14 protein-coding genes and 1 other annotated feature are annotated in these 12,842 nt (G+C 38.4%); of the genes, 3 read left to right on the top strand and 11 right to left on the bottom strand.

Going from position 1 to position 12,842, the window contains the following annotated elements:
• Window positions 1–9: 9 nt before the first annotated feature.
• The 6 genes from WBG45_RS13305 to WBG45_RS13280 form a co-directional block, all read right to left on the bottom strand.
• The gene (locus WBG45_RS13305) at window positions 10–948 is read right to left on the bottom strand and encodes a bifunctional helix-turn-helix transcriptional regulator/GNAT family N-acetyltransferase (protein WP_424415280.1); all 939 of its coding nucleotides are present in this window, start codon (window positions 946–948) and stop codon (window positions 10–12) included.
• Window positions 949–1,514: 566 nt separating this feature from the next.
• A complete protein-coding gene (locus WBG45_RS13300; RefSeq protein WP_424415278.1) occupies window positions 1,515–2,327 on the bottom strand; it encodes a class I SAM-dependent methyltransferase in 813 nt (270 codons plus the stop codon).
• Window positions 2,328–2,431: 104 nt separating this feature from the next.
• Window positions 2,432–2,647 (bottom strand) — a binding site (T-box leader).
• An 86-nt stretch (window positions 2,648–2,733) separates the two neighbouring features.
• Window positions 2,734–2,880 carry a hypothetical protein gene (locus WBG45_RS13295; protein WP_424415277.1) on the bottom strand — a complete coding sequence of 49 codons (147 nt, stop codon included), beginning with the start codon at window positions 2,878–2,880 and terminating at the stop codon, window positions 2,734–2,736.
• A 60-nt stretch (window positions 2,881–2,940) separates the two neighbouring features.
• The gene (locus WBG45_RS13290) at window positions 2,941–4,854 is read right to left on the bottom strand and encodes a PTS fructose transporter subunit IIABC (protein WP_424415275.1); all 1,914 of its coding nucleotides are present in this window, start codon (window positions 4,852–4,854) and stop codon (window positions 2,941–2,943) included.
• Complete coding sequence (pfkB, locus tag WBG45_RS13285) at window positions 4,854–5,780, bottom strand: 1-phosphofructokinase (protein ID WP_424415273.1); 927 nt, start codon at window positions 5,778–5,780, stop codon at window positions 4,854–4,856. Before pfkB ends, WBG45_RS13290 begins: the two co-directional genes overlap by 1 nt.
• The gene (locus WBG45_RS13280) at window positions 5,777–6,529 is read right to left on the bottom strand and encodes a DeoR/GlpR family DNA-binding transcription regulator (RefSeq protein ID WP_424415271.1); all 753 of its coding nucleotides are present in this window, start codon (window positions 6,527–6,529) and stop codon (window positions 5,777–5,779) included. Before WBG45_RS13280 ends, pfkB begins: the two co-directional genes overlap by 4 nt.
• 144 nt (window positions 6,530–6,673) lie before the next feature.
• Here WBG45_RS13280 and WBG45_RS13275 point away from each other — a divergent pair, with 144 nt between their 5' ends.
• The 3 genes from WBG45_RS13275 to WBG45_RS13265 all read left to right on the top strand — a co-directional run bounded on the left by WBG45_RS13275 (window position 6,674) and on the right by WBG45_RS13265 (window position 9,214).
• Window positions 6,674–6,940 carry a phosphocarrier protein HPr gene (locus WBG45_RS13275; RefSeq protein WP_424415269.1) on the top strand — a complete coding sequence of 89 codons (267 nt, stop codon included), beginning with the start codon at window positions 6,674–6,676 and terminating at the stop codon, window positions 6,938–6,940.
• Window positions 6,940–8,655, top strand: coding sequence for a phosphoenolpyruvate--protein phosphotransferase (gene ptsP / locus WBG45_RS13270; RefSeq protein WP_424415268.1), 1,716 nt, complete (start codon window positions 6,940–6,942; stop codon window positions 8,653–8,655). Before WBG45_RS13275 ends, ptsP begins: the two co-directional genes overlap by 1 nt.
• 136 nt (window positions 8,656–8,791) lie before the next feature.
• Window positions 8,792–9,214: a VOC family protein gene (locus WBG45_RS13265; RefSeq protein ID WP_424415266.1), complete on the top strand. Its 423-nt coding sequence runs from the start codon at window positions 8,792–8,794 to the stop codon at window positions 9,212–9,214.
• Window positions 9,215–9,290: 76 nt separating this feature from the next.
• Here WBG45_RS13265 and WBG45_RS13260 read toward each other — a convergent pair whose 3' ends face one another.
• The 5 genes from WBG45_RS13260 to WBG45_RS13240 form a co-directional block, all read right to left on the bottom strand.
• Entirely contained in the window at window positions 9,291–9,725 is a 435-nt protein-coding gene (locus WBG45_RS13260; RefSeq protein ID WP_424415264.1) for a DUF6526 family protein, read from the bottom strand.
• 26 nt (window positions 9,726–9,751) lie between these two features.
• On the bottom strand, window positions 9,752–10,849 hold the full coding sequence (locus WBG45_RS13255; protein ID WP_424415262.1) for an ABC transporter permease: 1,098 nt from the start codon (window positions 10,847–10,849) through the stop codon (window positions 9,752–9,754).
• A complete protein-coding gene (locus WBG45_RS13250; RefSeq protein WP_424415260.1) occupies window positions 10,846–11,778 on the bottom strand; it encodes an ABC transporter ATP-binding protein in 933 nt (310 codons plus the stop codon). Before WBG45_RS13250 ends, WBG45_RS13255 begins: the two co-directional genes overlap by 4 nt.
• A 153-nt stretch (window positions 11,779–11,931) precedes the next feature.
• Window positions 11,932–12,345 carry a DUF350 domain-containing protein gene (locus WBG45_RS13245; protein WP_424415258.1) on the bottom strand — a complete coding sequence of 138 codons (414 nt, stop codon included), beginning with the start codon at window positions 12,343–12,345 and terminating at the stop codon, window positions 11,932–11,934.
• A 5-nt stretch (window positions 12,346–12,350) separates the two neighbouring features.
• Window positions 12,351–12,842 (bottom strand): glutathionylspermidine synthase family protein (locus WBG45_RS13240; protein ID WP_424415256.1); only part of this gene is annotated, 492 nt, incomplete at its 5' end.

Genomic DNA, 12,842 nt, shown 5'->3' with positions numbered 1-12,842 from the left:
GCAATCAATTTAAATAGAAGTTTTAACTTTAGTAAGATTTAAATCCCATCTTTCTTCAATTAATTCAGTTCCTGTCCATTCATCATTTGATTTTTCTTCAGTTAATGTGAAATTGTATTTTTTATATAGATAGCGCGCCGTTTCCAAAATACTCACTGTCCATAAGAACACATGTTGGTAGCCTTGATTGTGACAGAAATTGATTGCAGTCTCCATTAGCTTCTTCCCTATTCCAAGCCCCTGGTAATTCTCATCCAGTACAAACCACCTAAGCTGAGCTACTGTATCATTTGATTTTGTAATGGCAATCGAACCAACAATTTTTCCATTGACCTCTGCAATCCACAACTCTCCTCCATCACTATTTATCATAAATTCTGCTAAGCCTTTCAAAACGTAATATTCGAACATCGGTCCAAACTTATATGTTTTATCGTATAAAATTCCATGAAGGTGAGCAACGTATCCCACATCCCCTGCTCTAAAGGATCTAATAGTGACTTTTGACTGATCAGAATATTCCTTAGTAAAAATTGATTCAATGATTTCCATTGATGTAATCAGGTTTAACAAATCAGGTAGAGAAATAGATTCAATCATTTTCTCTACTCCTTGATTTGCATTTTCAACTAATCCGCCACATAGTTCTTCACCATGCTTTGTTAGATAGAGAGAATACTGACGTTGATCATTGGATGAGCGTTTTTTAGTAATGATATTTTCATCCTCTAATTTTTGTAGTATCCTGCTCATATAACCACGGTCTATGCCTAGTTTTTCTCTGATTTCTGTCGCAGTAGTTCCATTTGAATAATGGAGTTCAGTAATAACACGCGCTTCCGTAAGTGGAAAAGGTTGATTATCAATATCTTGATCGATTTTCCCTAAGATATTCGCATAATTTCTATTAAATCTCCTTATTTTTTCTATATGTTGTATGCGCTCCATTAGATACACCTCTTAATATTCTGAATATTATTTCTATAAACAGTATATTCAAATTAGTTGACTAAGTCAACTATATAAAGAATGTATTCGTAGATTACGATATACGCCTTATTTTTTTTTGATTAAAAATCAATACTAGATTTTTCTCTTTTACCGATACAACAATTGATTTGAAAGTGATTTTCAATATGTTATAATAACACTAATAAAAGCGTAAACTAAAAAAGATCGCTGGTGCGCTAACACCAACGATCGACGTAATAGCAGGTTCCCATCAAGGGGATTGGCTACTAAATGGTAGGAATAACCCATCTGAGCGGCTAACTCAAGGATGGGTTATTTTTTATGGTTAAATGACAGGATTGACACGATTAATGCTGCGAACGTTACTGCAAACATCAATGCTTCGAATACTGACATGGCACCACCCCCTTTCGAACGGGAGTGAGCCAACCACCCTTGAGTACCTATTCTATTACCTTGCTATTATAGCATACGTACGTTCGTATTCAGAGAAGACATATGACCCCTTTTTTTATACTTCACAATATACAATAAAGATCTCGCTATTTCTTCTTTCCTATATACAGTAAATGCGATGAAATGCCCAACACATGTGGATCGCTTGCGATTTCTTTTAAAAGCTCCATCAATTGATTGAATTCATCTTCTCCACGATTTCTCCAATATGCCCATTGTTCACTAGATAAAAGAGTGCCAATATTGGACGAACCAATTAAATCTAGCGTCTCGAAATCATGTGACTCCATAAATGGTTTGATATCTTCTACATTAAAGTAATATGCTCCCGTAAACCTGCCATCATCGATATGATTGAACTCACCTCTCTTCATGAATTCCACAATAGAATCCATCTTATCGTTAGGTTTCCAATTCCCTGGATTCATCAAAGAAGCCAATACATGCTTGGTTCTTGGCATGAAAGCTACAAACACAATCCCTTCCTTCTTGGTCACGCGATACAATTCTTGAATTGCTTTTTGTCGGTCATTTTCTTTTTGCAAATGGTACATCGGTCCAAGCGCAAGCGAAGCATCATACTGCTCATCTGCCAATACAGACAAATCTCTAGCATCTGCTACATGAAAACCTTTAAATTGTTGATCTAAATTCATTTCCTGCGCTTTTTCTTGCGCTACTTCTACAAGTTTAGGAACAAGGTCCGTCAATGTGACCTTATAGCCTTGTTTAGCCAATCTCATGGCATATTTACCCGGTCCCGCTCCGTTGTCCAGCACACTACCGGTCGACGGAAGATATGTTTGAATGAAGTGCCAATTAATTTGGAACTCTAAAGGTTCTCGATCAAGTCTTCCCCATTCATCAAATGTAGAATAGTACTCAATAATTTTGCTCATAAACAAATCTCCTTTTAGGTTTATATTTTCCCCATTTACAACCTATCAAATTTCATTCGTAATCAACCTTTCCATAATTTAAGACGCAAAAAAACCCATCGCTCAAAAGAGACGACAGGTTTACCCTTCGTGGTACCACTCTTATTGATTTGCAAACTTAACAAACCTTCTTAAGACTTTATGACGGAAGTGAACCGTTCAGACCTACAGATCAGCCTGACCTCTCATAAGCGAGTTGGGGAATTTATTGACTGTCTTTCACCAATCGACAGCTCTCTATACAATAAATGTTCCTTAATACTCTTAATCACCGAGTTTAATATATGGGAAATTTTTCTTAATGATACAATTCCCTGAAAATTTAGTCAAGACGTTATTTGATTTTTTTCACTATCTATATATGCCACTAGCATCTTTCCGAAACGCGTTCAGCCGCTTCATGTAAATTCGTCGATGTTAATAACCCAATCAATAATTCCCATACTGCTTCATCATAACCTGATGAAGCAACATACCAATAATTTGCATCTTTCAAATTTTGGCGGTACCCCATAATAGCAAAAAGGCAGAAAAGGATTTAAGAATCCCTTCCTGCCTTATTAATATCTATCTATTAAGCTATCTTCTTTTTCAGTAAGCCAGCCATTAAAGCTGTGACAATTGAACCTGCGATTATTGCTAGAGCATATAACAATACTTTACTCATACCGCCGTCAACAAGTCCCATAACGAATATTCCACCGTGAGGGGCACGTAAAGCGATATCGAACAACATTACGAGTCCACCAGTTATAGCGGCTCCTGTTACTGCCGAAGGAATAACACGTGCAGGATCTGCTGCAGCAAAGGGAATTACCCCTTCTGTTATAAAGCATGCCCCAAGAACATAAGCAGTTTTCCCCGCTTCTCGCTCTGGCTTCGTGAAACGGTTTTTGAACAATGTCGTCGCTAAAGCCATTCCAAGTGGCGGTACCATACCCGCTGCCATGACTGTTGCGATGTATGTGAAGTTTTGTGCATCGAGCATCGCGATGCCGAATGTGTAGGCAGCTTTATTGATGGGTCCACCCATATCGATTGCCATCATTCCACCCAAAATCAATCCTACTAATATTGCATTTGTTCCACCTAGTCCCTCCAAGAAAGTAGAGATTCCTGTGTACACTTTTGTTAATTGTGGATTCACAAGCATCATGATGATACCTGTAATGGCAATACTGAATAACGGGAAAAATAATACAGGTTTCAAACCTTCTAGAGCCTCCGGTAATTTCGAGAACATCTTCTTCACAAACAACGTGACGTATCCTGCAAGGAAACCTGCGATAATCCCGCCTAGGAAACCAGAACCTCCACTAGCCCCTTCTACACCTGTTACTGTTATTGCGATTAATCCACCAATCATACCTGGTGCAAAACCTGGACGATCCGCAATGCTACTAGCAATAAACCCTGCAAGGACTGGAACCATAAGGAAGAATGCTTTCGCACCACCAATCGTTCCTAACATCGCTGCAAATGCATTATATTCTGGACTATCCGGATTACCCGAATTGATCCCCCAGAAGAATGAAATGGCAATTAATATCCCACCACCCACAACAAATGGCAACATATTAGAAACACCATTCATCAAGTGTTTATAGAAGCCGTTGCTCGATTCTTTTCCAGTGGTTTCTTCTTTCGACGAGTCATGATGATAAATTGGTGCGTCATTTGTGACTGCACGATTTAGTAAGCTATCAGTCTCGTAGATGGCTTTTCCAACTTTCACTTGAATCACAGGTTTTCCATTGAAACGAGCCATTTCAACTTTTGTGTCAGCTGCCACGATAATAGCATCTGCTTCTGCGATATCTGCGTCAGTCAAGCGGTTCTTGACACCACTTGAGCCGTTTGTTTCAACTTTCAGTGATATGCCTAGTTCTTTTGCTCGTTCTTTCAGTTTTTCAGCAGCCATGTACGTATGAGCGATTCCTGTTGGACATGCAGTGACGGCTAGAATTCTCTTAGATGAATTTACAGCATCATGGGTTTGTTCTGTTTCCAATCCAGCATCAGGTCCATCTACTTCCGTTTCTTTATCGCTTATAGCACTTAATACTTCTTCAATAGAAGTAGCTTCAAGTATTTTTTCTCTGAACTTCGAATCCATTAAGAAAGTAGCTAATCGAGAAAGAGCGTCTAAATGATCATTATTTGCCCCTTCACTCGCTGCAATCATGAAGAAGAGATGCGCTGGTTGACCATCAAGTGATTGATAATCAAGACCACTAAGAGAACGACCAAACGCGATAGCAGGTGCTTTTACAGCAGAAGATTTCGCATGGGGAATTGCAATTCCATCCCCAATGCCAGTTGTACTCTGTTCTTCACGTGCGAGTATGTCTCTCGTAAATGCTTGTTTATCTTGTAGTTTACCAGCTTGGTCTAGCTTGTTAACCAATTCACTTAATACTTCGTCTTTAGAAGCTGCTTGTAAATCCAAAATAATTGTATTCTCAGTAAGTAATTGCGTAATTCTCATCATGTCACATCCTGTTCCATTGGGGTTAGTAGTACTTGTTCTAGCAATTCTTCGACATCACATTTTTCACATAAATCCGAGCGGAAAGCGGTGGCACTGCCACTAGCTACACCATACCGGAATGCCTTTTCTGCATCTTTATCCTTTGTATATGAAGCAATAAATCCAGATATCAGAGAATCTCCCGAACCCACCGTGTTTACAACTTTTCCTTTCGGTGATTCTGCGGAAACAACTAGATCTTTCGTGACAAGAAGAGCACCTTCTTCTCCCATCGAGACGATGACATGTTGAACACCTTGATTGACAAGCTTTTTAGCATAATAGGAGGCTTGCTGTTTATTCACTATAATCGTATCGAATAATTCGCCTAACTCATGTTCATTCGGTTTGATTAGAAATGGCTCTGTGTGTACTAATTCTTTAAGCGCAGGTCCGGATGTATCTAGAACAAAACGGACATCTTGCTCATTACAAATCGATGCGATTTCCATAAAGAACGATTGCGGAATCGACTCTGGTAAACTTCCAGCAAGAACAAACCAATCACCTGTTTTCAGTGTTTTGATTTTATTCATTAAAGCTGATTGTTGTTGCGCATTTATGACTGGGCCAGGACCGTTTAATTCTGTTTCTTCTTGTGCTTTAATCTTCACATTGATTCGTGTAATGTCGTCCGTTTGTATGAAGTCGGTATCAATACCTTCTTTCATTAGAAACTGTTCAATATAGTTTCCTGTAAATCCACCAGCAAATCCGAGTGCAATGTTGTCAACGCCCAACCGTTTTAGCACGCGTGATACATTGATCCCTTTTCCTCCTGGATAATAAAAAACTTCATTTGAACGATTGAGTGTACCTTTATGAAAATCAGGTAAATAGGTCGTGTAGTCGATCGATGGTGTAATGGTACATGTATAAATCATGTCTTCTCCACCTTTACAGTCGTTTTATTTTTCAAAGACTCAAGAGCTTCCATTGGAAGATAATCAACAAGTAAAACCGCCTCTTCTAAATCGATGATTTTAGTAAAACTTACTTTTTCATGTTTCGTGTGGTCTGCAACCACATACGTTTTTTTAGCAAGTGAACTAGCTAGTTTCTTTATTGAAGCTTCTTCAGGATCTGGCGTCGTATATCCATAGTTCTCATGAAAACCATTTACACCAAGAAAACATTTATCAAATCGATAGCTTTGTAATGCCTGAATGGTTTGAGAGCCAACGAGAGCTGCTGTTCTAGACTTGATTAAGCCACCGGTCAGATACGTTGTAATTCCATATTCATTCAATGAATCAATATGCGTAAGACCGTTAGTGACAACAACAATGTTTTTGTCCTTCAAATAAGGAATCATTTGGAATGTAGTACTGCCAGCATCAAGAAAAATGCAATCTCCTTCACTAATGAACGAAGCCGCAAATTCAGCTAAGCGTTTCTTTTCTTGAAGGTTTTTGGTAGACTTATCTACGATGCTTGGCTCCAATGAATTTCGATCTGATAGTGTTGCCCCGCCGAAGACTCGTTCTAACTTATGTTGATTTTCAAGCTCCGTCAAATCTCTTCTTATCGTTGACTCTGAGGCACCCGTAGCGTCTACAATATCTTGTATTTTTATGGTTTGTTTCTCAACTAATAAATTTAATATCATGTCATGTCGTTCATTTGTTAACACATTGACACCCTCTTTATTGTTATTAAAATAGATATTACTTGAAATCGCTTTCAGAATCAATCATAATCAATCAAGAACAGTCACAATCAATCAGAAACATCTTGGTGGCCATGCAAAAACCATTAAATTATAGGAGGAATTACAATGATTGAAAAACAATATAACATCACATCTGCAGAAGGTATTCATGCACGTCCAGCATCAGTTTTAGTAGGTGCTCTTGCTCCTTTTAAATCGGATATTACACTTGAGTGGAATGACAAAAAAGTGAATTTAAAATCGATATTAGGTGTTATGTCTCTTGGCGTTTCATCTGGTGCAAGCATCACGATAGCAGCTGACGGTGAAGACGAAGAACAAGCAATGGCGAAAGTAGCAGAAATCATGGAAACTCAAGGAATTGGGAACTGATGAATCAAAAATTATCCGGAATTGCAGCGTCAAATGGAATTGCCATTGCCAAAGCTTTCAGACTTGAAAATCCGGAATTAATTGTTGAAAAAACTGCTATTTCTGATACGGATGCTGAGCTGACTCGTTTTGAATCAGCAATCAACCAATCGAAATCAGAACTCGAAATAATAAAAGAGCATACAGCAAAACAAATGAATGATGAAGAAGCCGCGATTTTCAGTGCTCATCTTCTTGTCTTGAGTGATCCAGAATTACTTGGACCGATCACCGAAAAAATCAAGTCAGAAAATGTCAATGCAGAATTTGCTCTGCAAGAAACTTCGAATATGTTCATCGGACTATTTGAATCGATGGACAATGATTATATGAAGGAACGTGCAGCAGACATTCGTGACGTCACTAAGCGCGTCTTAGCACATCTATTAGGTGTTTCCATTCAAAGTCCGAGCATGATTACAGACGAAGTGATTATCATTGCTGAAGATTTGACTCCTTCGGATACCGTTCAATTGAATCCGATGTTTGTTAAAGGGTTTATTACAGATATCGGCGGTCGCACATCGCATTCAGCAATTTTAGCGCGGACTCTTGAAATTCCAGCTGTTGTTGGAGCACAGACTGTAATGTCTTCAATTCAAAATGACATGATCGTAATTGTGGACGGGCTGGACGGCGACATCATCGTCAATCCAGATGCAGATACAATTGCTCGTTATGAAGAGAAAAAAGCTAGCTATGATGTGCAAAAAGCAGATTGGGCAAGATTGAAAAATGAAGCAACTGTGACTTCTGACGGTCAACATGTAGAACTTGGGGCCAATATTGGTACACCTAAGGATGTCGTTAGTGTTCTTGAACACGGTGGTGAAGCGATTGGCTTATACCGAACGGAATTTCTTTACATGGGACGCAATCAGTTCCCTACTGAAGAAGAGCAAGTCGAAGCATATGCATCCGTTCTTAATCAAATGGACGGAAAACCAACAGTTGTTCGCACACTTGATATTGGTGGCGACAAAGAACTCTCTTATTTACAATTACCGAAAGAACTGAATCCATTTTTAGGTTTACGTGCGATTCGTTTATGTTTAGAAATGGAAGAGATGTTCAGAACTCAACTTCGTGCATTATTGCGCGCTAGTATTCATGGGAATTTAAAAATCATGTTCCCAATGATTGCGACGATTGAGGAATTCAGACAAGCAAAAACGCTTTTCCTTGAAGAAAAAGCGAAGCTTGAAGAAGAAAATATTGAAGTTAGTAACACAATCGAAGTGGGAATTATGGTTGAAATTCCATCTACAGCAGTCATGGCAGATGTTTTTGCTAAAGAAGTAGACTTCTTCTCGATTGGCACGAACGATTTGATTCAGTATACAATGGCTGCTGACCGCATGAATGAACGTGTTTCCTACCTTTATCAACCGTTTAATCCTGCTATCCTACGCCTTGTGAAAAACGTCATTGACGCTTCACACAAAGAAGGAAAATGGACAGGTATGTGTGGAGAAATGGCTGGTGATGAAATAGCCATTCCAATCCTTTTAGGTCTAGGATTAGATGAGTTTTCTATGAGTGCTTCGTCTATCTTGAAAGCCCGCTCACAGATTAGTAATCTATCAAAAGTGGAAATGGAAAGTCATATTGATGCTATCCTCTCCCTATCTACCTCAGATGAAGTAGAGTCTTACGTAAAAGCTTTACAAAACTAACAAAAAGGCATGTAAATTCCTCATCGGAATTACATGCCTTTTTGTATCTAAATATTATTCTTAGTTTTAGTTCTAAGTGTTATAATTTAAATGTCTTACTATTCAAACAAAACGTAATTTCAAAGGAGTGAACGAAATGGCTATTGAAATTTATATGAATTTTGATGGGAATTGCCGAGATGCAGTAGAATTCTATACAGAGGTTTTTAAAACAGAACAACCGAAGATTATGACCTTTGGGGACATGCCACCAAATGAAGAATATCCGCTTCCAGAAGAAGCTAAAAACCTGATTATGCATACGCGTCTGAATATGTGTGGCAGTGTCGTGATGTTTTCTGATATATTTCCTGGTATGACTTTTGTTCAGGGCACCAACATCACTCTAGCAATTGTTAGTGACGACCTAGATGAGATCAAGTCATTATTTAATCAATTGAAAGAAGACGGAACTGTTGGTATGGAACTACAAGAAACCTTCTGGAGCAAATGTTACGGTAGTGTGAAAGACAAGTTTGGAATTGAATGGCAATTCAACTATGGCACTGGTGAAATGTAAGCTTAGCTATCTTAAAATCAATATGAATATAGAAAACCCGTTGAAAAGTTAATTTCAACGGGTTTTCTGCTAATCCTTATACTCGATTGTTGTCAGCTTTCCAGTTAACAATCGCTTGTTTAATTTCATTTGGCTTTAAGTTCTCTTTGACTGCACGTTCACAAAGAGATGGAAACTCCTGTTCATCAGCAAACCGCAAGGCAATAATTTGGCTGTTACTTAAACTTGGATTTAATAACTTACCTGTTAATACATAATGACGTAAATTTTCTTCTGCTCGTATTGCTCGATCTTGGCTCTTCAATGGATAAAGTCTGACCAGGATTGCAATAATAATGATGGCTACTGTCATCAGTAATAGTAAAACGGATTGCAAAACGTTATTCTCAGCATTAATAGAGCGGACCATGTTGATTATTGCCACGACAAATGATGCTAACAAGAGGACTGATAATACGTAATGGTAAAGCGGGTCCATTCTGACATGTGTTTTGTAAGTTTGATTTTCCATAATAATCTCCTTTAGTGTTTTCTATTTTATTCCCATTTAAACGTGTAGCTAGCGACGATAAATGCGCCAACTGTCCAACATGCTAGAATTAACGCATCAGAGCCTAATTCCATAAACGGAGTACCAACGTTCATCGTTTCACGTAAGGCATGACTTAAATGAGAAATCGGTAATACGTTAACGATTGGTTGGAGAAAATCGGGCATATCGCGAATTGGGAAAAATACCCCGCCTAAGAACAACATGGGAAACGATAAAAACCCAGCGATCGGTGCTGCGCTTTCAGGTGTTTTGGCGATACCAGCAATGATAAAGCCGATTGCCATAAAAGCGAGTGTTCCTAAAACAACAAAGGTAATTAAACTTAGCCACGAACCGTTAACACTAATTCCGAAAATTAGGTTGGCAACAGCTAATACGATAAGTGCCTGCAAACCATTAAGCATGAGCCTTGCTGTAATCTGAGCAGCAATAAATGTAGAAGCTTTTAACGTAGTACCTTGCATTCTTCGCAAAATTCCACGTTCTCGCCAAGCTGCAATCTGCCCCGCTACTCCGTTCATATTGTTACTCATGATCATCATGGCTAAAATTCCTGGTACTAAGAAATCAATATATTTCAAATCTAAGGCTTCAATGCCACTTGAATTCGTCACAATGCTTGGCGTGTAATTCACTTTTTCTTTACTTATCCCATCTACTACACTATTGACAATGGTCAAACCAATTTGCGAAACTGCGAGATTGGTTTCATTGTAATAAACAGGTACTTCAAAAGGCTTCGTGTTTGCCGAATCTTTCATCATGTCTTCGTACCCTTGAGGGATAACAACAACAAGTTGAAGATCTCCGTTTTTCACTTGCTCAAGTGCTTTCTCTTTACTGTTGCTAGATTCAAGTTGAACCGCTTCATTTTTACCAAGTATGGATGAGAATTCTTTCGATTGAGCGGTTTTATCTTGGTCCACTACACCAATCGAAACAGATATCCCATTACCGTTCCCTAAAAAAGTACCAAGCATTACCATTAGAAAAATTGGGAATGCAAGCGTCCAGAAAAGAACTTGGCGATTTCGAAGGAAAATACGCAATTGTGCTAGTGTTAATTGCCAATATGCTTTCATTCTTCTCTCAGACTCCTTCCTGTCATGTGAATAAAGACATCTTCTAAGGTAGAGGTCCTCGTTTGAAGATCGGTCAATTTCAAGTTTTTCTTTGAAGTTAATTGAATCAAACTGATTAATGTAACTTGAAGATCGTCAGTATAGAGTACATATGTATCCTTATGCTTGCCGACTTGTTTCACTCCATCTATTGATTCAAGCTCATCCGCAAGAAAATCTCCTTCGAAACGAAACTCTACTGCACTATCAGACTCTAAACTTTTCACAAGTCCAGAAGGCGTGTCTAAAGCTATTAAATTCCCTTGATCCATGATTGCGATTCTGTCACAAAGGACATGTGCTTCATCCATGTAATGGGTCGTTAAAACAGTGGTCTTTCCTTTATCTTTTAATTTTAATACGATATCCCATAGCGTTCGTCTAGCTTGCGGATCGAGACCTGTCGTCGGTTCATCCAAGAAAAGAATCCATGGATCATGAACAAGCGCAAGCGCAATAGCAAGACGTTGTTTCTGACCACCTGATAACGTTTTGATTCGACTTTTTGCCTTTTCTGTTAAACTCACATCTTCTATTAATTCAGGAATGGATACCGTTTTTTGATAAAAGCTTCCGTATAAACGAAGAATTTCTTCAATCGTTAACAGTTCAAATAATGTGGTCGATTGTAGTTGTATGCCAATGACTTCTTTGACTTTATTTAAGTCACGCGAAATATCAAATCCCCCGATTATTGCCGTACCCCCATCAGGCTTTCTAAGGCCTACCATCATTTCTAGAGTGGTGGATTTCCCTGCTCCATTGGGTCCAAGAAGGCCAAATATCTCTCCTTTTCCCACAGTAAAATCAATGCCATTTACAGCTGTGAAACTTCCATACTTCTTAACTAAACTTTTTACTTCAATCATTGTTTCTTGCTGAATCCCCATATTACACTCTCCTACTGTGTTTCATTACTTTTAAAAAAGATAAATATGCCTATTTTCCGAATAGAGAACATTTGTTCCATTAGGCTAATTGAAAAAGAAAAAGCCCCTTGGACTACTTTAATAGTACAAAGGGGTTACATCAATTAGTGATAATTAATATGTTAAACTAGCTGCCACTAGTAAACCTACTACGATAGAAATTGAAAATAAGCTTAAACCAACAGCTAGATTTCCTTTTTCTACTTCTTCAGCTAAGTTGGTGTTCGGAGTCAGGCCATATTCTACAATCCAGTACGCAATAACTTGAGTAGCAATCCCGACAAGTCCCCAAATAAATGCATCTAGCAAATTTACACTACCTGCCCACACTGTATAAATAACAATGCCAAGACCGATGGCTTTTCCCCATAATTTTAAAGCAACTGCGATATTTCCTTCTTTGATTAATTTCACTTCAGAAAACTTCGTTGTAAATGCAAAGACGGTTAAACCAAGAGCCATCAATAAAATTCCTACTCCAAAATGAGCTAAAAAGCTCAAAACTGCTTCTAGTGTTATTAGTTCCATATTCATCATCCCTTCAATTTCTGTTCAATTCCAACGGGTAAAAAATAAGATAAGTTATTCGTAATCGCACTGCCAGCACGTATTCCTAGCGCTCCCGCTTTGTTATTCAATATAAAGCAACCATACATAAGATGTTGATGCTTTTCACCAGCGGTCGTTTGCACGATTGCTTCGGGTAGTGCGTGGAATGCTTGGTACACCGGTAAGGTATCAGAATATGTTTTCTGTGGTTCTGCGTTGATGCTTTCACCCTTCCCGTTAAAGATTTCTACTGTATCCCCTTCGCGTCCAAACGAAGGTTTTCGAACGTAAGGCTGATTTGTTTTCAAAAACTCATCAGGTTCTAAATAGGTCGGTAAAAAATATTGACTAATAATGTTATGCTCATCTTCTGTGAAATACTTGTTATCTTCATGCAATCCCCAAATAAGTGCTTGAACAGCTTTTGATTGCAATAAAAATGCAGAAGGAGGATTGATGACCATCACTTTATTTTC

The sequence above is a fragment of the Paenisporosarcina sp. genome (assembly GCF_049671445.1).
GTDB lineage: Bacteria > Bacillota > Bacilli > Bacillales_A > Planococcaceae > Paenisporosarcina.
This window is presented reverse-complemented; position numbering and strand designations above follow the sequence as displayed.